Genomic DNA, 24,610 nt, shown 5'->3' with positions numbered 1-24,610 from the left:
CAGATTATGGCGCCGATATTGGAAATCAACGGTCTTGTAAAAAAATTCGGAGACCGGGTTGTACTTGATGGAATTGACTTGCATGTAGAACAAGGAAAAGTGATTGCCATATTAGGGCCATCCGGATGCGGAAAGAGCACCTTTTTGCGATGCATTAATGGCCTAGAGGAAGTGCAGGGCGGCGAGATTATTTTTGAAGGAGAAGACTTAACGAAAACATCGAAATGGCGGGAAGTTCGCCAAAAAATCGGTATGGTGTTCCAAAGTTATGACCTCTTCCCGAACATGACGGTAATGGAGAATATTCTGCTTTCTCCTATAAAAGTACAAAAACGGAAACGGGAAGAAGTGGAATTGCAGGCGCTGGAACTTTTGGAAAGAGTGGGCCTTGCGGATCGGGCCAATGCGTATCCGAGGGAATTATCAGGAGGCCAAAAGCAGCGGATTGCCATTGTTCGTGCCCTTTGTACGAATCCCAAAATGATGTTATTTGATGAAGTCACAGCTTCCCTCGATCCGGAAATGGTCCGGGAAGTGTTGGAAGTCATTGCCCAGTTGGCCAAACAGGGGATGACCATGTTAATTGTGACCCATGAAATGAACTTTGCCGAATTGGTGGCAGACGAAGTGGTTTTCATGGATAAAGGAAAGATTCATGAAAAGGCACCTGCAAAGGAATTCTTTGCTAACCCGCAAACACAAAGGGCACAACAGTTTATCAATATATTAAAATTTTAGGAGGAAAGAATATGAAGAAAATTTATGCATTTTTAATCATTGCATTATTAACACTGGTGTTGGCTGCATGCGGCGCTAACAGCAGCAACGGATCGGAAGAAGAAGAGACCGCAAATGACAACGAACCATCCGAAAGCAAATCCGTTATCGATGAAATCAAAGAACGTGGAGTATTGAGAGTGGCCGTATTCAGCGATAAACCGCCATTTGGTTATGTGGATGCAAACGGCGAAAACCAAGGATATGATATTGCGTTAGCAAAACGGATTGCCAAAGATTTGCTTGGCGATGAGTCAAAAATCGAATATGTCATCACTGAACCGCAAGCTCGTGTAGATTTGTTGAAATCTGATAAAGTGGATATCGTGCTTGCCAACTTTACAGTAACAAAAGAAAGAGCGGAGCAAGTAGATTTTGTTCTTCCATATATGAAAGTGGCAATTGGTGTCGTTTCTCCAAAAAGTGCGCCAATTTCATCCGTTGACGATTTAAAAGGGAAAAAATTGATCGTGCCTAAAGGAACAACGGCTGAAACATTCTTTATGAAAAATCATCCGGATGTAGAGTTGGTAAAATTCGACCAAATCAATGAAGCCTTTGAAGCGTTAAAAGATGGACGTGGCGATGCGTTAGCGCAAGACAACGCATTACTGTTCAGTTGGGCAAATGAAAATCCGGACTTTACAGTGGCTTTGCCTACATTAGGGGATTTGGATTATATCGCTCCTGCAGTGAAAAAGGGGAATACGGAATTACTGGAATGGTTAAATGCTGAAATTGAAAAATTATATGAAGAAAAATTCTTTACAAACGCATATGAAGAAACGTTAAAATCCGCTTTCGGTGATACGATCAGCGCGGAAGAAGTAGTGGTTGAAAGCAAACCGGATAATTACTTGATCTTCAAATGAATATGAACAACGTAAACTTGCTGGAGGCTTTTTTCCAGCAAGTTTTTATGTTAGTATCTAAAATAGTTTTACGGGGTATGTAAATATTTACCTAATCATTGGTTGGAAAAATATTAGATAGTTGATAAACGTAGAGAAAGTTTTATATGATAGCAATAAATAAAAATTTTTAGAAAAACCGCGACAATAAGATTAGGGTGGTGGATTCATTGAAATTAGACAATTGGATAAATGAAGGGGTTCCGAACATCGCCAATTCATTGCTTGATGTTCATAAAAGTTATTTTCCAATTGAACAGTCCATTGGATTTGAAGGACAAGAAAAGATTATCAAAATTTTGAAGAATTTCCGCAAAGTGCTATATCCTTGCTTTTGCGACATATATAAAGATGAACTCCGGTTGGAAACAAATATAGGAAACATTTTAAGATCAACAGTACTCGATTTAAAAGACATTATTTCGAAAGTGCTGGAAAACAGCGGTGAAAGTAAACCTGAAGAAAAAGCGGAAGAAATCGTCATTGACTTAGTCAATAAATTGCCGCAAATCCGTGAAATCCTACAAACAGATATACAGGCGGCATACAATGGCGATCCTGCAGCCTTATCATTGGAAGAAATTTTATTCAGCTATCCTTCCATCACAGCCATTACAATACATAGGATAGCTCATGAACTTTACGAGGCCGGGGTTCCGATTATCCCAAGAATCATGTCTGAGCATGCCCATAGCTTGACTGGCATCGATATTCACCCTGGAGCCAAAATCGGGGAGTATTTCTTCATTGACCATGGAACTGGAGTAGTCATTGGGGAAACAAGCACCATCGGGAAAAACGTAAAAATTTATCAAGGTGTGACAATTGGTGCGAAAAGCTTCCCATTGGATGAACATGGAAATCCGATTAAAGGAATCAAACGCCATCCTGATATTGGGGACAATGTCATCATTTATGCGGGGGCAACGATTCTTGGCGGAGATACGAAAATCGGCCACGACTCCATCATTGGAGGAAACATTTGGCTCACCCAATCCGTTCCGCCGTATTCAAGAATCTATAATTCCCAACCGCTGCCAAACATTAAGCAGAAAAAAGAATAGAAATACTCGTCCCTTAAGCATAAGAGTGCTTAGGGGATTTATTATTTAAATAGGAGGAATGGACATGCCATTGAAAACAATCACGCCTGAACAATTAATGCAAAAAATGCAACGAAAAGAGCAACTTGTGGTATTAGATGTCCGGGATCAGGAGAAATATAACAATTTCCATATTGAAGGGGATAATATTCAATCGATTAATATCCATAAAAAAGAGATTTTTGGACTGGAAGAAAACAAAGAAAAAGAACTTCCCGCGTTGCCGCGAGGGAGTGAAATCATCGTCACTTGCACAACCGGCAACTCAGCAACGAAATGTGCAACCATTCTAGCTGAGCAGGATTATGATGTCGCAGTTTTAGAAGGGGGACTCACGGCTTGGAAAGAGTATTTAAAAATGGGGAATCAGAAAGAGAAATAATCGCCAAGCGCAAAAACCAAGTAATATAGAACACGGATAATCGCCAAACACGAAAAATACTGATATAGCAATAAAAAAGAGCGAAATCGAAAATTTTCGCTCTTTTTCTTTGTGCGCCCGGCATGTACATGAACTATAGGGTGTAAGTCCCGAACCCCGAAGACAGAAGTAGAGGTTAGCCAAGAGCAAGGGTGTCCGTGGTGACGCGGAATCTGAAGGAAGCTGGAGGCAAAACACCGGTCCGAGGAACACGAACCTCATATAAGGCTAGGTATGATTGAGTGAGTTTGCAAAACAAAACAAAGCTCTTTCTGTCGAAGGTCATATCGAGTAGATGAGGCGGATAGATGGTGTGAAAGTGCATGTACTTACCCGGGGAGGTCTGGCGGATAGGTGAAGTACGCTTCATAACCTACTTAGTGATAAGTAGCTGAACCGTCAGAAGTCAGCAGAGGTCATAGTATTAGTTGGTCTAGAACAACTAAGAAGGACCGAACAATTAAGAGAGAATAGCCCTTGGCATTCAGTGAGTCATGATGAAAACAGAAAACGTAGTACCTCACTTGAGGAAGGAAGCGGTGAATCCCGTGGGGGACCTCTTGGAGGGTGGAGTGACCACTGGCATAAAGAGAACAGCTATTCACGGAAGGAGAATAACGATGCTTTTGAATCAAATCCTGTCACGGGAGAACATGCTTCAAGCACTAAAACGTGTAGAACAGAATAAAGGAAGCCACGGAGTAGATATGATGCCCGTACAAAACCTACGACAGCACATAGTCGAAAACTGGCTATCTATTAAGGAGGCAATTCTCAAGGGAACTTATGAACCAATGCCAGTCCGCAGAGTCGAAATCCCGAAACCTGACGGCGGTGTTCGTTTACTAGGAATCCCTACCGTAACAGACCGTTTGATTCAACAAGCAATCGCCCAAGTACTTTCAAAAGTGTATGACCCTACATTCTCTGAAAACAGCTACGGATTTAGACCAAACCGAAGTGCCCATGATGCGGTGAAGAAAGCGAAAGAATATATAAGAGATGGACATCGATGGGTTGTAGATATGGACTTGGAGAAATTCTTTGATAAGGTCAACCATGACAGATTAATGGGTACACTCGCGAAGAGAATCCAAGATAAACCATTACTGAAATTGATTCGTAAGTATTTACAATCGGGAGTCATGATTAATGGTGTGGTGTCAAGCACATTAGAAGGAACTCCACAAGGAGGACCATTAAGTCCGCTACTATCTAACATTGTACTAGATGAACTAGATAAAGAATTGGAAAGAAGAGGACACAAATTCGTTCGATATGCGGATGACTGTAACATTTACGTGAAAAGTAAACGAGCAGGACTTCGCACAATGGCAAGCATTCAACGATTCATTGAAGGAAAACTACGACTGAAAGTAAATGAAAAGAAATCAGCGGTCGACCGTCCATGGAAACGTAAGTTTCTAGGATTTAGCTTTACCTATCATAAAGAGCCAAAGGTTCGTATCGCAAAAGAAAGCCTTAAACGAATGAAGAATAAAGTTCGTGAAATCACATCACGCAAGATGCCCTACCCGATGGAATACCGCATTCAGAAACTGAATCAATATCTAGTGGGATGGTGTGGATATTTTGCGTTAGCAGACACCAAATCTATATTCCTTGAATTAGATAAATGGATTCGTAGAAGACTTCGAATGTGTCTATGGAAGAACTGGAAGAAACCGAAAACAAAGACACGCAACCTTATTCAGCTTGGCGTACCACAATGGCAAGCGTATGAATGGGGAAATACTCGGAAGAGTTATTGGCGTATTTCAAATAGTCCAATATTACACAGAACCCTTGGTAACTCCTATTGGAGAAACCAAGGGTTGGAAAGTCTTGAAGCTCGTTATGAAAACTTGCGTCAATGATCTTAATTGAACCGCCGTATACGGAACCGTACGTACGGTGGTGTGAGAGGACGGGAGTTAATCGCTCCCTCCTACTCGATTTAATTTCCCAATGCTTGCAAAGGGGCCGGAATGCGTCCGCCACGGCGAATGATTTTGTCGGAGCTGAACGGATTGACCCCGATGACAGGTGCTCTTCCCAAAAGGCCTCCGAATTCCACCATGTCGCCTTCTTTCGCTCCAGGCACAGGGATGACACGGACAGCAGTCGTTTTTTTATTGATCATTCCGATGGCCGCTTCATCGGCAATCATTGCGGAAATGGTGCTGGCAGGTGCGTCGCCCGTGATGGCAATCATGTCAAGACCGACGGAACATACACATGTCATTGCTTCTAACTTGGATAGCGATAATGCGCCTTCTTCAATTCCACGGATCATGCCGTTATCTTCGCTGACTGGGATGAAGGCGCCGCTTAAACCGCCCACATAGGATGAAGCCATGGCACCACCTTTTTTCACCGCATCATTCATTAAGGCAAGGGCGGCAATGGTGCCGTGGGTTCCAACACGCTCAAGGCCAATTTCTTCAAGAATTTCAGCCACACTATCGTTCATCGCATTCGTTGGTGCAAGGGACAAGTCCATTATGCCGAACGGAACGCCTAAACGTTTTGCCACTTCTCGTCCGATCAACTCTCCGGCACGGGTAATTTTAAAGGCGGTTTTCTTGATGATTTCGGCCACTTCTCCCAAATCCGCATCCGGATAACGTTTCAATGCATTGAGTACTACCCCCGGACCGGAAACGCCGACATTGAGTACGACTTCTCCTTCACCGGATCCGAGGAAAGCGCCGGCCATAAACGGATTATCTTCCACGGGGTTGCAGAACACCACCAGTTTTGCGCAGCCAAGGCCGGACTGTTCTTTTGTCAGTTCAGCCGTTTCTTTGATGATTTCGCCCATTTGACGTACAGCATCCATATTGATGCCGGCTTTGGTTGTGCCGACAGAAACGGAAGCGCAAACCCGCTCAGTGGATGCCAAGGCTTCTGGAAGAGCATCAAATAACACTTGATCTCCCTTCGCAATCCCTTTGTGCACAAGGGCGGAATAACCGCCGATAAAATCGATGCCAAGGGTAACGGCGGCGCGGTCCAATGTTTTTGCAAGTTCCACAGCCTGTTCTTTTGTCGCATTGCCTAGAAGATCGGCGATTGGCGTCACGGCAATCCGTTTATTGATGATCGGGATGCCGTATTCTTTTGCCACTTTTTCAGCGGTAGGTTTTAAATCCTTTGCGTAATGGGTGATTTTATCATAGATTTTTTGTTTCATTTTATCGAAATCGGAATCCGCGCAATCCCGTAAATTGATTCCCATTGTCACTGTACGGATGTCCAAATTTTCTGTCCGGACCATCCGGATGGTTTCCAACATTTCATGAATTTCAAAGTTCATGTTTGCACGTCCTTTCACACGCGATGCATTGCCCTGAAAATTTCTTCAAGTTGTACAGTAATGACAACACCGATTGATTTTCCAAGTTCATTGAGTTCCTGCTGCAAGGATTCAAGATCTTTTAAATTTGTCACGTCAATGACCATCATCATGGTGAAGAAATCTTGTAAAATCGTTTGGCTGATATCTAAAATGTTGATGTTTCGATCTGCAAGTACAGTTGTCACTTTTGCGATAATTCCAACCTGGTCTTTTCCGATAACGCTGACAATTGCTTTTCTCATATGTTTCACCTCTATTGATGTAATAAAAAAGAGATTGGTTTCCCAATCTCAAAAGCATAAGAACAATAACGGTATTATCATTCTTCTGTCCTTTTGCCTGAGATTGTGAATCCTTCGGCGCCACAGATGTGGTCTCTCCAGAAGCTGCTCCTGACTGTAGTGTTACCCACAGCATTCATCGCTACACCTATTTAATTCCAATACTAGACGATACTAACACCTTTGTCGAAAATGGTCAACTAAGATACACTGAAATTTTTAAAAATTTTGACCGTAAGGAGGGGGGATGAATGTTTTTTTCCGCTCAAACCGGGAATAAATTTACTAAAGTATGAGTCAGAAAAATGGGTTTGAATCCATTGACAAAAAAATTAATGCATGATATATTTATCTCGAATTCAAAATAATGAACTTCAAGATAAATATTCATAAATATCTCGGATTCAGAATAAAGTAAATCAGGAGGAATGAAAAATGGCGAAATGGGTTATTGACAAAGCTCACTCAGAAATTGGTTTTGAAGTGAAACATATGATGGTATCAAAAGTGAGAGGGCATTTTGATTCTTATGATGCGGAAATTGAAGCGGACGATTTGACAGATCTTACAAATGCAAAGATTTCATTCGCTTTTGATGTGGCAAGCATCAATACAAAATTGGAAGATCGGGATAATCATTTGAAATCTGCAGACTTCTTTGATGCGGAAAAATATCCTAAAATCACATTCCAATCAACGGAAATCAAGAAAACAGGCGATAGCGAATATGAAGTGACAGGAAACTTGACGATTAAAGATGTCACAAAACCGGTAACATTTGAAGTGGAATTCAACGGTAAAGGAAAAAACCCTTGGGGCGTTGAAGTGTACGGCTTTGAGGCGGAAACAAAAATCAATCGTGAAGATTTCGGACTTACTTGGAACGCAGTGCTTGAAACAGGTGGCGTGCTGGTAGGAAAAGACGTGAAGATCAAAGCCGAATTGGAAGTGAACCCTGCAAACTGAAGTATTATCAATGGCCGATTCCTATTGGAGTCGGCTTTTTTATATGTAGAACCGCTGTAAGGAGGTGCCGGTTCAAATCAAGCCGAACCATTGTGCAAAGAAAAAAGAGTGGGTGAGAAAACCATCATTTTCTTCATCCACTCTTTTCTTCGTTATTTATTCAATATGCTATGCTTTCTTCCATACACAAAATAGACGAATAAACCGATCAACATCCAAATGAAGCAGGTGAACATTGTGAAGGAAGATAATTGGGTAATCATGAATACGCAAAGGATAAATGACAGAATCGGCACAATTGGATATAAAGGCACTTTAAATCCGTCTTTCAATCCTGGAATTTTCATTTTTCTAACATAGATGACGCCGATGGAAACAGCGGCAAAAGCGACTAAAGTTCCGATATTTACAAGCTCCGCCAATTTATCGATTGGTATGAAACCGGCGAAAATAGATACAAACAGCGCATAAATCCATGTGTTTTTCAATGGAATTTTAAGTCGTGGGTGGATTTCTGACAGCACTTTTGGAAGCATTCCGTCCCGGGCGAAGGAGTACACTAAACGGGTCCCTCCATACATCATCACGAAAATGACCGTCATCATGCTGATTACCGCACCGAGGGAAATGATTCCAAACACCCAATCCAGATTTGCCAATTCCATCGCGTAGGCAACAGGGTTTCCGACATTCAATTCCGTATATGGGACCATTCCCGTTAAAACGAGGGAAACAGCCACATACAAAATTGTACAAATCACAAGGGTTCCGATAATTCCAATCGGCATATTCCGCTGTGGATTTTTGACTTCTTCCGCAGCAGAGGACACGCTGTCAAACCCCAAATACGCAAAAATCACCAATGCCGCACCCGTCAAAATCCCCTTAAAGCCAAACGGAGCGAATGGTTGCCAGTTTTCAGGCTTCACATAAAACACTCCGACGAAAATAAACAGCAAAATGATCCCCAGTTTAATGAACACCATGATTTTATTCAAGCGGTTGGATTCTCTGATCCCCAAAGATAAAATGGCGGCCAAAAGGACGATGATGAAAATCGCCGGCAAATTGATAAAGGTGCCTTCGGATGGATTTAATGGTCCGGACAGAGCTTTAGGTACATGAATTCCAAACCCTTCAATGAGGGATTGGAAGTATGCGGACCAACCGGTTGCCACTGCCGCAACAGCCAGCCCGTATTCCAGCAGTAGGCTCCATCCGATAATCCAGGCAATGAGCTCGCCGAAAATGACGTATGAATATGTATATGCGCTGCCGGCAACCGGAATTGCTGAAGACAATTCGGAATAACAAAGGGCGGAAAAAGCGCATACAATCGCCGCGAAAATAAACGAAAAAACAATGGCGGGGCCTGCATGTTCAGCGGCCACCGTACCAGGCAAAATGAAAATTCCTGTGCCGACAACTGCTCCAACCCCAAGAGCGATTAAATCAGAAGCATTCATCGATTTATTAAAATGTGCCGTGCCTTGTTTATTCAACAACTGATCCAATGGTAATTTCCGAAATAATTGATTTTTCATAAACCATCCATTCCTATATTGATATAATAATATTTTGATATTTCTAAAAACGCAAAAGCGGTATAAGTATAACACTTTTTCGCGTTGAAGTGTTGAAGAATCAAAAAGTAATAATTTTTAATTTATTAATAAATTTCTGATAATTATTCAATTCCATTATTATACAAAAATAATGATTTTTTGCCGGGTTTTACATCAAAACATCTTCCGTAATTAAGTTGTCCAACTTTTTGTGGCTTAAACATAACAGCGGGACATGTTTTGAAAGAAGTTCTCATAAGATAAGGGAAATGTTATAGAAGAATAAGAGCTGAAAAAAAGGGGATGGGCAGCAATGAATTTGATGATATGGATCGGCTTATTTCTATTGTTGTTCGGGGTTTTAATGGCCAAATGGACATCTTTTTCCTTGGTGATTTCCATCGTCGGTTGCACGGTCATTTTTGGAGGAATCATTCTGCAAGAAAAGCCAAAAATAAAAAAGCCATTAGAATCATTAGAAGACAATGGCTTTTATTGCAAACGATAAATGACAAAACGTTCGTTCCACACTTTTTCGTGAAGTGACGGGATTGGAATCTCCTTCAACTTCTCAAAAGGGGTATAGCGGTTCAAATAATCCAGGTAGTCGAGGGATGGATAATATAAAATCACATCCACCGTATGTTTCTTTTCTTCCGTCGAGCGCATGATATGATGCAGCACTTTCATGAAAATCGGCAAGGAGAAGGGATTAAAAAAATAAAATTTATTTTCCGCCGGTTGGATCTGGTATTCTTCGGCAAGGCAGCAAAGAAAGTGCATTCCTTCTTCCTTTTTCCGGAATTTTTTGCAAAAATGTTCCCGGTTTTTGATCGCTTCTTTGATAAATTGTTCGTTCATATCAATGCCTATGATTGACGCATTGGTTTTGTAATGAAGAAAAATGCCAACTCTCCCCAAACCGCATCCAAAGTCAATAATGGTGTCGTTTTCGTCGATGGTATAATGCTTCAATAATTCCTCCAGGGCGGAATAAGGGGTGGGCTCATAACGGTTGTAATGGGGGGATTGGTAAATGCCGTTTTTTATCCCGCAGGTTTCAATATGAAGAAATCGATCAAATTCCGCGTCGTTCATGATAATTTTCCCCCCAACTTTTTAAAAAATAACGGAACTTTCCGAACGGATCATTGGTTGAACGTTTATGAACATAGTATAATTGAATCAGCAATTGTTTTACATAGTGAGGAGAGCGCATATGTTAAAAAGTTTGTTTGGCCGGAAAAGCGAACCATTGAAAAACAGGGTGGAATTTTGCGTATCGAACGAAGCTTATGCCCATCCGGATGTTTATGATGTGTTGGAACAGCGGGAAGATGTCGTTGTGGAAGATTCGGGTTGCAATTCCTATTGTGAAATTTGCGAGTGTCATTATTATGCCCTTGTCAACGGCGAACCGGTTGTGGCGGACAGCGCCAAAGAATTGCTGGAGAAAATCGAGGAAGAATTGAGTTTAAATCCGATTAAATAGAAAAAAGTGTACGAAAATTGGCGGCCAATGAACCATGGATTGGCCGCTTTTTTTGATGGGCTTTGAACAATCCGCAAGTAACAGTTCAATCCTTTTTGCATATATCAAAGTGTGAACGAATTTTCTGCAACGGAGGGGAAGTTATGGGATATTATCCCGTGGGCTACGGATTTGAACAGCTCCTGATCGAAGCATTATATTTCTTCGGGATGTTTGTAATCGTCGCATCGATTGTCAGTGTTATTTACGGTTTCATTTATTCTTTTTTGTACGGAGTGGACGTTTAAGGGAGAACCTTAAGCGTTTTTTTAATTCAAAAAAATATGACAAACGCATGAAGATTTCGGGAAAAACCAGTTTTTTTAATCAATCTGTTGTAAAATAAAAGATGTAAAAGAAATACTTCTTTTAAGCGTAGTCCATACTATAATATTGGAGGAGAAATCCATGGAACAACACGACAAAGCAGAACGTTTAAAAGTCATGTTGGAGCAAGCGTTCCAACCATTGCATGAAAAAATTGACCGGCTTGAGAATGAAGTGAAAGCTTTGCGGGAGGAGCTAAAGAACGTTGTAAACCCCTCTTCTGACAAGGAATAAATTCTCCCGTATCGCACACATTAAAACTGCAACTTTAACCACATAACCTCTCTTTTCTATGGCTGTCCGCCTCCTTGCGGTACAGCTTTTTTTATGTTAAAAAATCAGAACCACTCGTTATGTAAAAAGTCCTATCAAAAGGATAAAATATATTCATTTCCATTTTTGATTGAAAAAAGTTGTGAATGTGGAATTAAAAAAGTGAAAATTAATGAAAAAAATTCGACAAATTTAATAAAATATTTTTTACATTAGAATTTTTATTATCTCCATGTTGTAGTATATTTATATTAAATAGTAAAAAAATCGCACGTTTCCCAGGAATGTTTCAGTAAGAATTGAAGTAAATAGTATTTTGGATATATTTTTTATTTACATAAAGGAGCATTAATCATTTATGAATGAAAATATTTCGAAAAGCTTTGGGCAATCCGATGAAATACAACGATTGCTGCAAGAGTTGAAAGAATTGAGAGAACTGAAATATGCCATAGATAAAACTTCCATCGTCGCAGTTACAGATGCCCAAGGAAGAATTACATATGCAAACGATCTCTTTTGCGAAATCACCCAGTTTTCCCGGGAAGAATTGATTGGCAAAACCCACCGGATCATCAATTCCGGTTATCACCCAAAGGAATTTTTTAAACGGATGTGGAGTGAAATCGGAAGAGGAAATATTTGGAGGGGAGAAATAAAAAATAAAAAGAAAGATGGAACTTATTATTGGGTTCATTCGACCATCATCCCTTTTTTAAATGAAAAGGGAAAACCTTATAAATATATGTCTATTCGAACGGATATCACGAAAGAGAAGGAATTGGAAGAAGAGCTGAAGCAGAGCTACAAAAAATACGAACTGATTGCGGAGCATTCCGATAATTTTGTGGCATTGATCGATGAAGAAGGGAAATTTCACTATATTTCGCCGACCTTCAACCTCCTCTTGCATTACGATTTGAAGACACTGGGACAACAAAATATGTTTGATCTGATCCACATTAAAGATTTGGATTCAATAAAAAGGGAAATTCAAAATTTGTTAAAAAATGGAGGAAGAAAAACTTCAACCAAGCAGGAATTTCGATTGCTCCATGGGGAAGGAAGGTATATCGATGTAGAAGCCAACATTAAAATCATTTATGATGATGAACCTTCTTCGAAAAAATTCATTCTGATCGCCATGAGCGACATCAGCATTCGAAAAGAAGTGGAACAAAATCTTTATCATTTGGCTTATTATGACAGTTTAACGAACTTGCCGAACCGCTCCAACTTTATGAAAGAGCTCCGTTCCTATGTGTTGGATATCCAATTGGCAAAAGAAAAGTTTGCCCTATTGTTCATCGATTTGGATAATTTCAAGCTGATCAATGATCAACAGGGACACGACATAGGGGATCTGGTCATTGTGAATGCGGCCAACAACATCAAAGGAGCAATTCGCGAGAAAGATGTTGTGGCAAGGATGAGCGGCGATGAATTCATTGTTCTGTTGAAAGGGATAGAGAATGAAGAAGATACGATGAACATTGTGCGCAAAATTATGGAGAAGTTTCGATTACCGATCCATTTGAATGGAAAAGAGTATGCCATCACTTGCAGTATTGGTATTGCGTTTTATCCCGAACACGGCAAGAGTCCTGAAGAACTGATAAAAAATGCGGATGCGGCACTATCTGAAGTGAAGCGAAACAGCAAAGACAACTATGCCATTTACGACAGGCAATTGGAAAATGTGTCACTGGAACGCCGCATTATCGAAAACGCCATGAGAAAAGGATTGAACGAACATCAATTCTTTTTGGAATATCAACCAAAAATCAATATTCAAAATAATCAGCTGGTTGGAGTGGAAGCGCTTGTCCGCTGGAATCATCCGGATCTGGGGGCGATACCACCTGGAAAATTTATTTCCCTTGCTGAGGCGACCGGATTGATTGTGCCGCTGGGAGAATGGATTTTAAAAGAAAGTTGCCGACAAGGAAGAGAGTGGCAAAATAAGGGGTTTGGACAATTGACCGTGGCTGTTAATGTATCCGTTCGTCAATTGCAAGATCCGAATTTTGTCCAACAAGTGGAACAAATATTAAAAGATACAGGGTTTAATCCAAAACTGTTGGAACTTGAATTGACCGAAAGCATCCTTGCCGATTTGAACAGCATCATCCCGGTGTTGAATCGCCTGCGGAACATGGGCATCCAAATTTCCGTAGATGATTTTGGCACGGGATACAGCTCGTTGAGTTATATCAAGCATCTTCCTGTTGACACGTTGAAAGTGGATGCATCTTTCGTGAAAGACATCCATAAAAACGAGGAAAGCAAAGCGATTGTGAAAGCCATCATCAACCTTGCGAATACAATCGGTTTAAAAGTGATTGCGGAAGGGATTGAAAATGAGGCGCATGTGATAACGCTACGAAATGATGGATGCATGTTTGGACAGGGATTTTATTATAGCCGTCCGCTGAAAAAGGAAGAATTTGAAGAGTTTGTTCAAAGTAGAGGCTTCATTCCGTCATAAACTTATAAAACCCGGTTTTTCATATTAAATGAAATTCTCCTGCTCATGGATTGGCAGGAGAGTTTTCTTTTTGATTCAAAATTTATATGACGATAATATTTTTTATGGAGAGACGGTTTCTAAATTTGAATATCTGCCAATATTGAAAGGAAATGGATCAAAAAAATTTAACAATAAATACTATTATTGAAAAACAGTTCATCAAACAGCAATTCTCCATGAAAATTAATCATAATTTATCGAAATATTCTTTTAACAATTAATCATAAAAGTATTATACTATTTTAATAACAGAAATATTTTTCTGAATATTCGACAAAATAATTGGGGGCTTTACATTATGACAGAAATCACTATAGAGTTAACCGATAGTCCAAAAGAAAAGCCATCTGCGGACGAGCTTGGCTTTGGGCACTATTTTACAGATCACATGTTTATCATGGATTATACAGAAGGGAAAGGGTGGCATGATCCACGCATTGTCCCTTACCAAAAAATTTGCTTGGAGCCATCCTGCATGGTGTTCCATTATGGACAAACAGTGTTTGAAGGGTTGAAAGCGTACCGCACACCAGACGGAGGCGTTCAACTATTCCGTCCGGACGCGAACTTCAGACGCTTGAATCATTCAAACGAACGTCTTGTCATTCCACCGGTGGACGAAGAACTTGCATTGGAAGCGCTCAAAAAATTGGTGGATGTGGACCGTGATTGGGTACCTGATGCACCAGGCACATCTTTATACATCCGTCCATTCATTATTGCAACGGAACCATTCTTGGGTGTTCATCCATCCAAAAACTACTTATTCATGATTATCATGTCTCCAAGTGGTTCTTACTACAAAGAAGGTATCAATCCGGTGAAAATTTTGGTGGAAGAAAAATATGTCCGCGCCGTTGTGGGTGGTACCGGAGAAGCGAAAACCGGCGGTAACTATGCAAGTTCATTAATCGGACAACTCAATGCGGAAAAAGAAGGATACGCTCAAACATTATGGTTGGATGGTGTTGAGAAACGCTATATTGAAGAGGTTGGAAGCATGAACATCTTCTTCAAAATTGATGGCAAAGTGATCACACCTGCTCTTACAGGAAGCATCTTGCCAGGTATTACGCGCGACTCTATGATCAAAGTGTTGAAATCCAAAAATATTCCAGTGGAAGAGCGCCGCATTACCATTGACGAAGTAATAGAAGCTGCTGATAAGGGTACATTGGAAGAAGTGTTCGGAACTGGTACAGCTGCAGTAATTTCTCCAGTTGGGGAGTTAAAATATTTGGATAAACACATTGTCGTAAATGACGGCAAAATCGGTGAAGTGTCTCAAATGTTGTATGATACATTGACAGGCATCCAATACGGAAAAATGGAAGATCCATTCGGCTGGACTGTACGTGTTTAATATCTTTTAACTTTGGGCTCGCATCTAATGATTAGGTGCGAGTTTTTTCATCCGTCCGATCGTATGGCTATTATTTTGCAAAGATTGACCATAATGGCTTGAGGATTGACTATTATCGTATATCAAGGAAGTCCGTTTTCCATTGGATAAAGAACTTTAAGTAGAGAGGAGACTTCAAATGCCTGGGATACCAATTTATCAAGTCGATGCTTTTACAAGCGAGCCCTTTAAAGGAAATCCGGCTGCGGTTGTTCCTCTTACGGAATGGCTTCCGGACAACGTGATGCAGCAAATAGCGGCGGAAAACAATTTATCGGAAACGGCTTTTGTAGTACATCGCCAAAAGGAAGAATACGAATTGCGGTGGTTTACGCCAAAAACGGAAATCGATTTGTGTGGACATGCAACCTTGGCAACGGCCTTTGTTGTGTTCAACTATCTGAATCCATCGATTGCTGTAGTGAAGTTTCATACAAAAAGCGGAATGTTGACCGTTACAAAGGAAAATTCATTGCTGACGATGACGTTCCCATCCCGGGAAGGAACAGCTTGTGACGTTCCGGAAGCATTGGTGAAAGGATTAGGGAAAAAACCGAAAGAAGTCTTTTTGGCCCGCGATTATTTGGCGGTGTTTGAGACGGAAGAAGATATAAGGAGATTGGAAATCAATGCGGAAGAATTAAAAAAATTGGATGCCTTTGGAGTGATTGCCACAGCAAAGGGGAAAGAGGCGGATTTCGTTTCCCGATTTTTTGCGCCAAAAGCCGGGATTCATGAAGATCCGGTGACCGGTTCTGCCCACTGCACCCTTGTCCCTTATTGGAAAAAGATTTTAGAGAAAAAGGAATTTGTGGCATTGCAGCTGTCTGAACGGGGAGGAAAACTGTTTTGTAAAGATGAAGGGGAACAGGTCAAAATTTCCGGCGAAGCGGTTGTCTATTTGGAAGGAAAAATTTATATCAGATGAAACAGAAAGCGAGTCAGGGTGGAAAAGGAAAAACTTTTCACCGTGGCTCTTTTTTATTACCCTTGGGCAAATAGACTATTGAAAAAATAAGGGAACAAAATCTATAATTACTAAAAGTTCACATTTCGTCTGGAAGGGATGGGGGAAAGTGAAAATCCGTGCGTTCATTTTGGCCGTTGTTGCAATGTTGCTTGTTGCTTGCAGCGATGGGGAGAAGACAACGAAAAATATGATTCAGCAAAAAGATTTTTCCGATGGGGATCACTTGTTAAAGGCGGTGGTGGGCGATAAAAGCTTTTATTATGAATACTCCGCGGAAAAAGGGAAATTTTTAAGAGTATGGGTTGAACGGTATGAATATGGGAAGTTGGCTGAGAAGGCTGGTGGCGTTGGAATTGGAATGACGGAAGATGCCAAGGGGGAAATGTTATTCTGCTTTCTGGAAGATTCCGAATGGGACAATTTTTACTTGCGCAAAGTGATCACAGATGAATCGGGCTATGCCATTTCAAACAGTCAAATTCCCAAACCGGACGAAAAGCTGGGTGCGGGAACATGGGGTCCGGTCATTAACGACAAAATGGAATTTACCGAAGACATGGTGTTGGGATATATGGCGTTTTTTGAAGCGGATGACGGAAATTCTGTGAGTTTCAGAACAAACGTGACAGACCCGAAAGAATTCATTGAAGAAAATGGGGATGTTCCTCTTCTTTACTTGATTCGGGCTTCTTTGTCGGACGAAGATGAATGGGATTGGAACAATGAAACAGGAAAGGAATGACGGAATGAAACCTTCAGAAAAGACGTTGAGAATTTGCGAAAAAGGGCACCGTTTTTATAAGAGCAGCGATTGCAACAGCTGCCCTGTTTGCGAGGCGGAACGGAAACCAAAGGAAGGCTTCCTTGCCAGTTTATCCGCCCCGGCAAGAAGAGCGTTGGAAGGGAAAGGCATCACATCGGTGGAAGAACTCTCGGACTACACGGAAAAGGAAATCATGTCCCTTCACGGCGTGGGGAAAACCGCGCTTGTGAGAATGAAAGAGGCATTGGACGAAGCGGGATTGAGGTTCAAAGAAGAATGAAACAGACTGCCTTACGGATTTTTTGAAACTTTTTGCAATGTTTGGGCGTAAATAAATGAAATAATTTCCGATTGAGGTGGATCAGAATGAAAAAATATCTTGTATTTATCATCAGTTTCATTCTTCTTTATGCCGTTTTCCAACTTTTCTCCGGTTTCATTTTGACAATCCTTAATACGCCAAACTTCTCAACCGGGGCTTCAACTCAAACGGTCACATTCGGTGAGACTTCCAAGTGGTCGTTTCTGTTAATGACGATCGCTGCATCCGTCGCCTTTTTTGTATCCACAAAATTTCAGAGAGGTGAAGACATTTGGAACTTTTTCAATTAAAGAAATCCATTTCCACACTAAACGAACAGGAAGCAAAAAGCCTGCTGCATTTACTGTTGATACGTTCGGAATACGGAGACTTTCCGGAATTTGTGCGGTCTGTAAAAGAAGCGCTTATGAAAAGAATGGAGACACCGGCCGGGAAAAATGTGCATACCGTACATATTGTATTTGGTAGCTCCGCGGCAGGCAGCTTGAGATATGCTTTTCGGGATACACCATACGAACAAACGGAGGAAATCATCGAAGTGCCAGATAACTTGGCGGAAGGTCCAATACATCATCTTCACACTGCGGAAGGGTTTGAGCGACGGTATCAGTGGTTGAAGGAAAACTACCGGTGGGAAAAGGACCAAGCAGAGTGGTACAAAAACAACATGCAACAAGCCTTTGAAAAGATCCGTTCGATTCCTCCGGAGCAGCGGGTGGTCATTTGGACTGGTGAAAATGCCAGTGAAGGGACGGGCCTTCGATTTTCGCTCTACTTATTGAAGGAAAAAACGAATGAAATGTCTGTTTTGAATACGTATGATGCCTATCACAAGTTTTACAATGGAATGCATGAAGATTTTCCTCGGCATACGGGAGAGTTGTCCCCTGAGCAGTTGCTCCTTTTTTATGAACTTGGGGAGCTTGAGGAATTGACGGAAGAACAGCGACAGGCTTATGCGAAAGAAGGGGAAGAATGCTTGCATTCCGATGCAGTGTTGCGGACTTACAATAAAGGCCAAATTTTCGGTGCGGAAAACCATCGGGATGATGCATTGATCATCGGAAAGATGAAGAACCTACAGGGCAATAAGAAATTCATTAAAGCAGCAAGAGTCATTGGAGAGGTGCTTGGCCACCTGGATCAATATACAAGCGATGAATGGATTGAGTATCGCTTGCGCCAGTTAATTGCACAAGGAAAAGTGGAGTATCAAGGTGAACTCCGCGAAATGAGATTTTATGAAGTGAAATTGAAGGAAGCATTCGATCAATAGGGCATGTTAAGACATGCCTTTTTTATTTTTGATGTAACTTTTTTCCGCGTTAAACGTGGATATAGTGAAAGGAGGGCGTGAGAGTGAAGCGATGAATTTGGAGCAAATGTATGTTTTACATGTTCAAGATGTGTATCGATATATTTTTTCTCTCTGCAGAAATCAGGACTTGGCTCAAGATATCGTGCAGGAAACCTTCTATCGCGCCTTCCTGTATCTTGAAAGTTACAAAGAGGAGCAAATCCGGCCCTGGTTGTTTAAAGTGGCCTATCATACGTTTATTGATTGGATTCGGAAAGAGAAGCGGTTGACCTATGTGGGCGATATGACAACGGTTCATCCAAAAGTGACCGAAGCAACAGAGGATACGGTCATGAACCGGCAACATATCCATGAATGGCTGGCGCTTATTGATGCCTTGCCGGTTCATAAGAGAAACCTCATTCTTTTAAGGGATTATTACCAATTTTCTTACCAGGAAATTGCGGAAATCCTCGGGATGCCCATTTCAAATGTAAAGGTGGCGATTTTCCGAATCAGAAAACAGCTGCGAACGAAAATGAAGGGGAGTGAGAAGGATGCGTTGCGAGGAAGTCAGAAAAAAACTTGAGGATTATCTTAACGGAACGTGCACAAATGAAGAAGAACGGGCCATAGAAGAACATTTGCAAACTTGCGAAGAATGCGAACGGGAAATGGAAGAACATATCAATCAGAAGAAGATATCGGCAAAGGATTGGAATGTTCCGGAGCTATCTTACATAGAACAGCGCAAAATTGTGCGCAAGGCGAAATGGAAAAATCGACTTTCCACTGCATTTACCGTTTTTGGCCTCTTCTTTATCATCAGCATTGGGTCGGCGATCGTTACGGGACTTTATTATAAAAATACCGGGTTGACAGCCAATCGGGTGATTCAAACGGCGATTCAAATGACGCTGCCCAATGTGTATAGTGATGGCGCAGGAACGAGTACGAATTTTTATTTTAACGCGGATATACAGGGGGATCTTCAGAAAAGTGTGGGCAGCGAAGAACGATATATCGGAAAATACCATGGAAAAATGATATTGAATTATTTGAACGGAATATCGAAGGAATGGGTGGACGGCCGATATGATTTAAGCTTAATTTTCCATTATCCACTTGGTTTCCTCAATGGCGCTTATGAAGAAAATCTTGAGGTTTATCGTCTTGGCGATGAGACTTGGGAAGCGTTGAATAAGTTGCCGGAAGGGACGGTTTCAGAGATAGCGGTCAGTTTGGATGGGGTTTATACCTTTGATGAAGTAAAAAGGCTGTTCAAGGATTATGATATCGATATTGTTTGGTATGCCATTGATACGGGTACGGCAAGGGACAATGATACGATTGATGTCAGTATAGGCGAAGATTTGTGGGGCATTCATGAATACGCTTGGTACAAACTGTTAGGTGATAATGTAGCCGATAAGGCCACAAAAGAAGATGCCTTTAAAAAAGGACTGGCATTTTTGGCGGAACATGCAACTTGGGCAAAACGCGTCATTTGGGATTTTGATCAAGAATCCATTAAGGAAATGCTGGATTATGTGGACGAACATGGCGTGAAATGCTATGGGGTTGTGTTGACGGGGCCGACAAAAGAGTTGGCAAAACTCGCTGACAATGAACATATTACCTATGCCGCTTTAGGGGAAGTGGATTTTTGGAACTGGACCGGAAAACAGACCGGCGGCGCACTTTATAATTGAATGTGCCTGCCATTTCATGAATTCCGCTCCTTGCGTAAACAATAATAATGAGGGGGGAGAACATGAAAACAGCCGTTTTTTTGGATCGGGATGGCGTCATCAATGAAGTGTTAACAGAACGGGTGAAATTTGTAAACAAGCCGAAAGATCTTCATTTTTTGCCGGGTGTACCGGAAGCGATCCGCAAATTGAATGAGCATTTTGATTATATTTTTGTTGTCACGAATCAGGGGGGAGTAGGCCTTGGGTTTATGAAGGAATCCCAGCTTCAAAAGGTGCATGAGCATATGGTGAATGAATTGAAAAAACACGGAGCCATTATCCATGATATCGCTTATTGCCCCCATAAACCAAAAGCGGGATGCGCCTGCCGCAAACCGGGTTCCAAAATGATTGAAGATTTGGCTGAAAAATATCAAGTGGATGTGTCCAACTCTTACATGGTGGGCGATACGGATACGGACATTCAAGCAGGAAAAAAGCGGGAACGAAGACGGTTTTTATCGGTGAAGAGGATCCTTTGGCCGATGCGGCATTTCCTGATTTGCAAAGTGCGGCGGATTGGATCATCAAGGATGCCCAAAAAAATGATTGTTAAGCTGCAAGGATATTGCGGAAAGCTGCAGATAATTTGCTACCCACTGCAAATACTTGGCTCAAACCGGCAAGTATTTGCAACTAGTCCCCGAACAGTAGAATAAAATCCAACTCCTTGAGCAAAAAGGTGTTCATTTCAATCCTGATTTGTTAAACTGCAAATAATTTATCCTGCACCGAAGAATAAACGATCGCACGATTGCAAAAATAAGAGAAAAAAGGAACGATTCGAATGAAGTTCAACCCGGGATGGAATTTCCAAAACAGCTACATTAAACTGCCGCCCATTTTTTATACATGGCAAGAACCGACGCCTGTGGCATCACCAAAGCTCGTCATCTTCAATGAACCGCTTGCTGAAGAGCTGAACTTGGACAATGAAGCGCTGCAAACGGAAGAAGGGATTGCAACCTTTGCGGGAAACCATATTCCGGAAGGCGCCGAGCCGATTGCCCAAGCCTATGCGGGTCATCAATTCGGCTATTTCACTATGCTTGGTGATGGGCGGGCCATTCTTTTAGGAGAGCATGTCACATCAGAAAATCAACGTTTTGATATACAGTTGAAAGGCTCAGGTAGAACCCCCTATTCCCGCGGAGGAGATGGTCGGGCGGCTCTTGGCCCGATGCTTAGGGAATACATCATCAGTGAAGCGATGCATGCCCTTGGAATCCCGACGACAAGAAGTTTGGCCGTTGTCACGACAGGGGAAACGGTCATGCGTGAGCAATATCTTCCAGGAGCCATTTTGACAAGGGTCGCTTCAAGCCACATTCGCGTTGGTACTTTTGAATTTGCAAAAATGTTCGGCTCAAAGGAAGATTTGCAAGCTCTTTGCGACTATACAATAAAAAGGCACTACCCGCATCTTTTAAATGAGGCGAATCCGTATCTCTCATTTTTAAAAGCAGTGATTGAGAAGCAGGCGGCGCTAATATCCAAGTGGCAGCTTGTCGGCTTTGTCCACGGGGTCATGAATACAGATAATATGGCAATCAGCGGAGAGACGATCGATTATGGTCCTTGCGCCTTCATGGACATTTTTCATCCGGAAACGGTTTTCAGTTCAATTGATACGTATGGCCGCTATGCTTATGGAAATCAACCGAAAATTGGCGGCTGGAATTTGGCGCGATTGGCAGAGGCGCTCATTCCACTATTGGATGAAAATAAGGAGAGAGCCGTTGGACTTGCCAAAGAAGCGATTGCAACCTATCCGGATCTTTACGTATCCCTTTATCTTGACGGTATGCGGAAAAAATTGGGGTTCGTTTCTGCCAAAGAGGAAGATGAAGAACTTATACAGCATTTGCTAGAATTAATGGAAACCTATGAGCAAGATTATTCCAATACCTTTAGAGCATTAACATTGCAAAAACTGGAGGAACCTTTCTTCAAAACAGCGGAATTTCAACAATGGCATCAACGGTATCAGGCGCGATTAAAAGGACAAAACCCGGCCGATACTGAAAAAATCATGAAGCAACATAACCCTTCGGTGATTCCGCGCAATCACCGGGTTGAAGAAGCCCTTGAAGCGGCGGTGGAACGGGGCGATTTGTCGGTGATGAAAAAGTTGGTATCGATTTTATCCGATCCTTATGCATATTCGGCGGAACAGGAGGAATACTGTACATTGCCAGTACATCCAAATGAACCGTATATTACTTATTGTGGTACGTAAATTTTGGAAGTGAATGGAGGAATCCATATGGAAAAAATCGAAGTAGGAGAAGTTTTTACAATTGGGGATGAAGAACAAGAAGAAGAAGTGGAAGTCGTTGCCGCGTTGACCATTGATGGACAGGATTATGTAGCAGTGGCTTTTGCAGATGATTTGCAAGAAGAAAACGAAGAGGATATCGAAGTGTTTTTCTTGAAAGTGGATGAAGAAGGGGACTTTGATGTAATCGAATCCGATGAAGAATTCGACAAAGTGGCGGAAGCTTTCGATGAGATGATGGACGAGATGGATGAAATGGATGAGTAAATCTTCAGGAGCGCGGAAAAAAATAGGCGCTCCTTTCTATTTTGCATTTTCTGGGGAAGCCATTTGACAGATTGGAACAAAAGGGGAACAATGCGGGTTTCTTAAAAAGACTGGCCACTTCGGCCTGAATACTTGAAAGAAAAAATGGATCAAACACTAGCCGCTTGTTAGATCCGCCAAAAGGGGCACTTTTGAATATGGGGATAATTATGATAGTCTAGATTTAAACAATCCTGAAAAAGGGGACTTCCAAAGTGCGCAATATTCAGTCAATGGGAATCGTTCTTGTCGTCAGTCTGCTCGGCGTTTGGATATTCAACTTGTTGCATTTGCCCGTGCCTTGGCTTTTGGGGCCGCTTTTTTTCGTGCTGATCAGCCAGTTTTTTATCAAAACGCACCTTTATTGGCCGTCTTCATTTCGCAACATAGGATTGATTGTCATCGGGATTTCGGTTGGGCAGAGTTTTCAATTTCACTTTTTCGAAAATATGGGCCGGCTCATCGGAATCATGTTGACGATGAACGTGATGATTGCATTATTCAGCCTTCTTTTGGCATATGGACTTGTGAAAGCGGGGCATATATCTTTAAAAACGGCAATGACATGCACCGTTCCCGGTGGTCTTTCTCAGATAGTCGCTTTTGCGGAAGAAGAGAAAGAAATTGATTTGGCGGTTGTCACGTATTTTCATGTGGTCCGGGTCATCACGATCGTTTTGGGGATTCCGTTGCTGTTACATGCCCATGCAGCAGGTGGGGGGAAAGGAGCGGACTTTTCCTTGTCATCCTTTGCGGAATTGGTCCTTTTGCTTGTTGTGGCAGCAGGTTCGGTATGGGTGGGAAAGAAACTCAAAATTCCTGTCCCCTATTTTTTATCCCCATTGTTATTGGTCATCGGCATGCAAATTCTTTCTTTTGAAACGCCGGAAGTCCCTGGGGGGCTGCTTCATATCGCCCAACTGATGATGGGCGCTTATATTGGGCAATTGTTGACCCCGAAAATGCTCGTTCTTGGAAAAAGGATTGTCTTATTAGGTGTTGCAACGACCATCCTCTTGATGCTTTTTACGATTGGACAAGGGTGGATACTGATGAAAATGATGGGCTATTCATTGGCGACAAGCATTCTGGGCACGGCGGCAGGGGGACTTGATCAAATGAGCCTGCTTGCGAGTGCCATTGGCGCAGATGTAACGATTGTGACCATATTTCAAATGTTTCGGATTTTATTCGTGTTTATCATCGTTTTGCCTTTATTGAAAGCCTTTTGCCGGCATATCGATGAAAGGGATACCGGAAGAATTTAAATTTTCTCAAAGGTTGTTTCTTCGGACATTAATATATGCTATTAATTAATAGTAGTATTTTCATAGGATGGGCATGAAAGCGATTCAGTACCGATTTTGGATGTACATACCGCAAAAACGACAAACAATAGTAAATAACTGTCGATTGTTGAAACCTATGAAAAAATGGTATGATATATATTAGTTTACGTCTTGAAAATTATT

Annotated in this window: 26 protein-coding genes, 1 pseudogene and 1 riboswitch; of the genes and pseudogenes, 23 read left to right on the top strand and 4 right to left on the bottom strand. The window is 41.7% G+C overall.

Features of this window, described 5'->3' with window-relative positions; all coding sequences use genetic code 11:
- Positions 1-6 precede the first annotated feature (6 nt).
- The 5 genes from NSS77_RS03880 (at position 7) to ltrA (ending at position 5,089) form a co-directional block, all read left to right on the top strand.
- The gene (locus tag NSS77_RS03880) at positions 7-738 is read left to right on the top strand and encodes an amino acid ABC transporter ATP-binding protein (protein WP_342470479.1); all 732 of its coding nucleotides are present in this window, start codon (positions 7-9) and stop codon (positions 736-738) included.
- A gap of 11 nt (positions 739-749) precedes the next feature.
- Positions 750-1,649 (top strand): cysteine ABC transporter substrate-binding protein, encoded by a 900-nt coding sequence (locus NSS77_RS03875; protein ID WP_342470478.1) that lies wholly within the window; start codon positions 750-752, stop codon positions 1,647-1,649.
- 209 nt (positions 1,650-1,858) lie between these two features.
- Positions 1,859-2,752 carry a serine O-acetyltransferase EpsC gene (gene epsC, locus NSS77_RS03870; RefSeq protein ID WP_342470477.1) on the top strand — a complete coding sequence of 298 codons (894 nt, stop codon included), beginning with the start codon at positions 1,859-1,861 and terminating at the stop codon, positions 2,750-2,752.
- A gap of 64 nt (positions 2,753-2,816) precedes the next feature.
- Entirely contained in the window at positions 2,817-3,173 is a 357-nt protein-coding gene (locus NSS77_RS03865) for a rhodanese-like domain-containing protein (RefSeq protein WP_342470476.1), read from the top strand.
- 659 nt (positions 3,174-3,832) lie between these two features.
- Positions 3,833-5,089: a group II intron reverse transcriptase/maturase gene (gene ltrA, locus NSS77_RS03860; protein WP_342471167.1), complete on the top strand. Its 1,257-nt coding sequence runs from the start codon at positions 3,833-3,835 to the stop codon at positions 5,087-5,089.
- Between the two features lie 80 nt (positions 5,090-5,169).
- Here ltrA and NSS77_RS03855 read toward each other — a convergent pair whose 3' ends face one another.
- Together NSS77_RS03855 and NSS77_RS03850 are read right to left on the bottom strand one after the other, a co-directional pair.
- A complete protein-coding gene (locus NSS77_RS03855; RefSeq protein ID WP_342470475.1) occupies positions 5,170-6,531 on the bottom strand; it encodes a PFL family protein in 1,362 nt (453 codons plus the stop codon).
- A gap of 14 nt (positions 6,532-6,545) precedes the next feature.
- Positions 6,546-6,815 carry an ACT domain-containing protein gene (locus tag NSS77_RS03850; RefSeq protein WP_342470474.1) on the bottom strand — a complete coding sequence of 90 codons (270 nt, stop codon included), beginning with the start codon at positions 6,813-6,815 and terminating at the stop codon, positions 6,546-6,548.
- A gap of 75 nt (positions 6,816-6,890) precedes the next feature.
- Positions 6,891-6,966: riboswitch (glycine riboswitch) on the bottom strand.
- Positions 6,967-7,289: 323 nt separating this feature from the next.
- Here NSS77_RS03850 and NSS77_RS03845 point away from each other — a divergent pair.
- Positions 7,290-7,820 (top strand): YceI family protein, encoded by a 531-nt coding sequence (locus NSS77_RS03845; RefSeq protein ID WP_342470473.1) that lies wholly within the window; start codon positions 7,290-7,292, stop codon positions 7,818-7,820.
- A 152-nt stretch (positions 7,821-7,972) separates the two neighbouring features.
- Here NSS77_RS03845 and NSS77_RS03840 read toward each other — a convergent pair whose 3' ends face one another.
- A complete protein-coding gene (locus tag NSS77_RS03840; RefSeq protein ID WP_342470472.1) occupies positions 7,973-9,364 on the bottom strand; it encodes an amino acid permease in 1,392 nt (463 codons plus the stop codon).
- A gap of 334 nt (positions 9,365-9,698) precedes the next feature.
- On the opposite strand from NSS77_RS03840, the gene NSS77_RS03835 reads away from it, so the two are divergent.
- Complete coding sequence (locus NSS77_RS03835; protein WP_342470471.1) at positions 9,699-9,893, top strand: hypothetical protein; 195 nt, start codon at positions 9,699-9,701, stop codon at positions 9,891-9,893.
- Here NSS77_RS03835 and NSS77_RS03830 read toward each other — a convergent pair.
- Positions 9,878-10,483, bottom strand: coding sequence for a methyltransferase domain-containing protein (locus NSS77_RS03830; RefSeq protein ID WP_342470470.1), 606 nt, complete (start codon positions 10,481-10,483; stop codon positions 9,878-9,880). The genes NSS77_RS03835 and NSS77_RS03830 overlap by 16 nt on opposite strands.
- A gap of 157 nt (positions 10,484-10,640) precedes the next feature.
- On the opposite strand from NSS77_RS03830, the gene NSS77_RS03825 reads away from it, so the two are divergent.
- The 16 genes and pseudogenes from NSS77_RS03825 (at position 10,641) to NSS77_RS03750 (ending at position 24,406) form a co-directional block, all read left to right on the top strand.
- Positions 10,641-10,877, top strand: a complete 237-nt coding sequence (locus NSS77_RS03825) for a DUF1450 domain-containing protein (protein WP_342471187.1) — start codon at positions 10,641-10,643, stop codon at positions 10,875-10,877.
- 143 nt (positions 10,878-11,020) lie between these two features.
- The gene (locus NSS77_RS03820) at positions 11,021-11,164 is read left to right on the top strand and encodes a hypothetical protein (RefSeq protein WP_342470469.1); all 144 of its coding nucleotides are present in this window, start codon (positions 11,021-11,023) and stop codon (positions 11,162-11,164) included.
- Positions 11,165-11,324: 160 nt separating this feature from the next.
- Positions 11,325-11,477 carry a hypothetical protein gene (locus tag NSS77_RS03815; RefSeq protein WP_342470468.1) on the top strand — a complete coding sequence of 51 codons (153 nt, stop codon included), beginning with the start codon at positions 11,325-11,327 and terminating at the stop codon, positions 11,475-11,477.
- 397 nt (positions 11,478-11,874) lie between these two features.
- Positions 11,875-14,004: an EAL domain-containing protein gene (locus NSS77_RS03810; protein ID WP_342470467.1), complete on the top strand. Its 2,130-nt coding sequence runs from the start codon at positions 11,875-11,877 to the stop codon at positions 14,002-14,004.
- Positions 14,005-14,344: 340 nt separating this feature from the next.
- Entirely contained in the window at positions 14,345-15,409 is a 1,065-nt protein-coding gene (locus NSS77_RS03805; protein ID WP_342470466.1) for a branched-chain amino acid aminotransferase, read from the top strand.
- 178 nt (positions 15,410-15,587) lie between these two features.
- Complete coding sequence (locus NSS77_RS03800; protein WP_342470465.1) at positions 15,588-16,376, top strand: PhzF family phenazine biosynthesis protein; 789 nt, start codon at positions 15,588-15,590, stop codon at positions 16,374-16,376.
- A 148-nt stretch (positions 16,377-16,524) separates the two neighbouring features.
- Complete coding sequence (locus tag NSS77_RS03795) at positions 16,525-17,160, top strand: hypothetical protein (RefSeq protein WP_096552028.1); 636 nt, start codon at positions 16,525-16,527, stop codon at positions 17,158-17,160.
- Between the two features lie 4 nt (positions 17,161-17,164).
- Positions 17,165-17,461, top strand: coding sequence for an RNA polymerase alpha subunit C-terminal domain-containing protein (locus NSS77_RS03790; RefSeq protein ID WP_096552576.1), 297 nt, complete (start codon positions 17,165-17,167; stop codon positions 17,459-17,461).
- Between the two features lie 86 nt (positions 17,462-17,547).
- Positions 17,548-17,793 carry a hypothetical protein gene (locus NSS77_RS03785; protein ID WP_342470464.1) on the top strand — a complete coding sequence of 82 codons (246 nt, stop codon included), beginning with the start codon at positions 17,548-17,550 and terminating at the stop codon, positions 17,791-17,793.
- Positions 17,775-18,779 carry a DUF1835 domain-containing protein gene (locus NSS77_RS03780; protein WP_342470463.1) on the top strand — a complete coding sequence of 335 codons (1,005 nt, stop codon included), beginning with the start codon at positions 17,775-17,777 and terminating at the stop codon, positions 18,777-18,779. Before NSS77_RS03785 ends, NSS77_RS03780 begins: the two co-directional genes overlap by 19 nt.
- 91 nt (positions 18,780-18,870) lie before the next feature.
- On the top strand, positions 18,871-19,389 hold the full coding sequence (locus NSS77_RS03775) for an RNA polymerase sigma factor (RefSeq protein ID WP_342470462.1): 519 nt from the start codon (positions 18,871-18,873) through the stop codon (positions 19,387-19,389).
- Positions 19,358-20,512, top strand: coding sequence for an anti-sigma factor (locus tag NSS77_RS03770; RefSeq protein WP_342470461.1), 1,155 nt, complete (start codon positions 19,358-19,360; stop codon positions 20,510-20,512). Before NSS77_RS03775 ends, NSS77_RS03770 begins: the two co-directional genes overlap by 32 nt.
- 62 nt (positions 20,513-20,574) lie before the next feature.
- Positions 20,575-21,110: pseudogene (locus NSS77_RS03765) on the top strand (HAD family hydrolase).
- Positions 21,111-21,341: 231 nt separating this feature from the next.
- A complete protein-coding gene (locus NSS77_RS03760; RefSeq protein WP_342470460.1) occupies positions 21,342-22,793 on the top strand; it encodes a YdiU family protein in 1,452 nt (483 codons plus the stop codon).
- Positions 22,794-22,820: 27 nt separating this feature from the next.
- Positions 22,821-23,099, top strand: coding sequence for a DUF1292 domain-containing protein (locus NSS77_RS03755; RefSeq protein WP_342470459.1), 279 nt, complete (start codon positions 22,821-22,823; stop codon positions 23,097-23,099).
- Positions 23,100-23,353: 254 nt separating this feature from the next.
- Positions 23,354-24,406: an AbrB family transcriptional regulator gene (locus NSS77_RS03750; protein WP_342470458.1), complete on the top strand. Its 1,053-nt coding sequence runs from the start codon at positions 23,354-23,356 to the stop codon at positions 24,404-24,406.
- The last annotated feature ends 204 nt before the right edge of the window (positions 24,407-24,610 follow it).

The organism is Ureibacillus sp. FSL K6-3587 (assembly GCF_038593165.1).
GTDB lineage: Bacteria > Bacillota > Bacilli > Bacillales_A > Planococcaceae > Ureibacillus > Ureibacillus suwonensis.
This window is presented reverse-complemented; position numbering and strand designations above follow the sequence as displayed.

Excerpts from the sequence above, each read along its gene's own strand:
- NSS77_RS03785 (WP_342470464.1), top strand. The coding sequence starts at position 17,548 with ATGAAAAAATATCTTGTATTTATCATCAGTTTCATTCTTCTTTATGCC.
- NSS77_RS03830 (WP_342470470.1), bottom strand. The coding sequence starts at position 10,483 with ATGAACGACGCGGAATTTGATCGATTTCTTCATATTGAAACCTGCGGG.
- NSS77_RS03810 (WP_342470467.1), top strand. The coding sequence starts at position 11,875 with ATGAATGAAAATATTTCGAAAAGCTTTGGGCAATCCGATGAAATACAA.
- NSS77_RS03755 (WP_342470459.1), top strand. The coding sequence starts at position 22,821 with ATGGAAAAAATCGAAGTAGGAGAAGTTTTTACAATTGGGGATGAAGAA.
- NSS77_RS03770 (WP_342470461.1), top strand. The coding sequence starts at position 19,358 with ATGCGTTGCGAGGAAGTCAGAAAAAAACTTGAGGATTATCTTAACGGA.
- NSS77_RS03875 (WP_342470478.1), top strand. The coding sequence starts at position 750 with ATGAAGAAAATTTATGCATTTTTAATCATTGCATTATTAACACTGGTG.
- NSS77_RS03775 (WP_342470462.1), top strand. The coding sequence starts at position 18,871 with ATGAATTTGGAGCAAATGTATGTTTTACATGTTCAAGATGTGTATCGA.
- NSS77_RS03840 (WP_342470472.1), bottom strand. The coding sequence starts at position 9,364 with ATGAAAAATCAATTATTTCGGAAATTACCATTGGATCAGTTGTTGAAT.
- NSS77_RS03815 (WP_342470468.1), top strand. The coding sequence starts at position 11,325 with ATGGAACAACACGACAAAGCAGAACGTTTAAAAGTCATGTTGGAGCAA.
- NSS77_RS03820 (WP_342470469.1), top strand. The coding sequence starts at position 11,021 with ATGGGATATTATCCCGTGGGCTACGGATTTGAACAGCTCCTGATCGAA.
- NSS77_RS03845 (WP_342470473.1), top strand. The coding sequence starts at position 7,290 with ATGGCGAAATGGGTTATTGACAAAGCTCACTCAGAAATTGGTTTTGAA.
- NSS77_RS03835 (WP_342470471.1), top strand. The coding sequence starts at position 9,699 with ATGAATTTGATGATATGGATCGGCTTATTTCTATTGTTGTTCGGGGTT.
- NSS77_RS03805 (WP_342470466.1), top strand. The coding sequence starts at position 14,345 with ATGACAGAAATCACTATAGAGTTAACCGATAGTCCAAAAGAAAAGCCA.
- NSS77_RS03865 (WP_342470476.1), top strand. The coding sequence starts at position 2,817 with ATGCCATTGAAAACAATCACGCCTGAACAATTAATGCAAAAAATGCAA.
- NSS77_RS03790 (WP_096552576.1), top strand. The coding sequence starts at position 17,165 with ATGAAACCTTCAGAAAAGACGTTGAGAATTTGCGAAAAAGGGCACCGT.
- NSS77_RS03800 (WP_342470465.1), top strand. The coding sequence starts at position 15,588 with ATGCCTGGGATACCAATTTATCAAGTCGATGCTTTTACAAGCGAGCCC.
- NSS77_RS03760 (WP_342470460.1), top strand. The coding sequence starts at position 21,342 with ATGAAGTTCAACCCGGGATGGAATTTCCAAAACAGCTACATTAAACTG.
- NSS77_RS03850 (WP_342470474.1), bottom strand. The coding sequence starts at position 6,815 with ATGAGAAAAGCAATTGTCAGCGTTATCGGAAAAGACCAGGTTGGAATT.
- ltrA (WP_342471167.1), top strand. The coding sequence starts at position 3,833 with ATGCTTTTGAATCAAATCCTGTCACGGGAGAACATGCTTCAAGCACTA.
- NSS77_RS03855 (WP_342470475.1), bottom strand. The coding sequence starts at position 6,531 with ATGAACTTTGAAATTCATGAAATGTTGGAAACCATCCGGATGGTCCGG.
- NSS77_RS03880 (WP_342470479.1), top strand. The coding sequence starts at position 7 with ATGGCGCCGATATTGGAAATCAACGGTCTTGTAAAAAAATTCGGAGAC.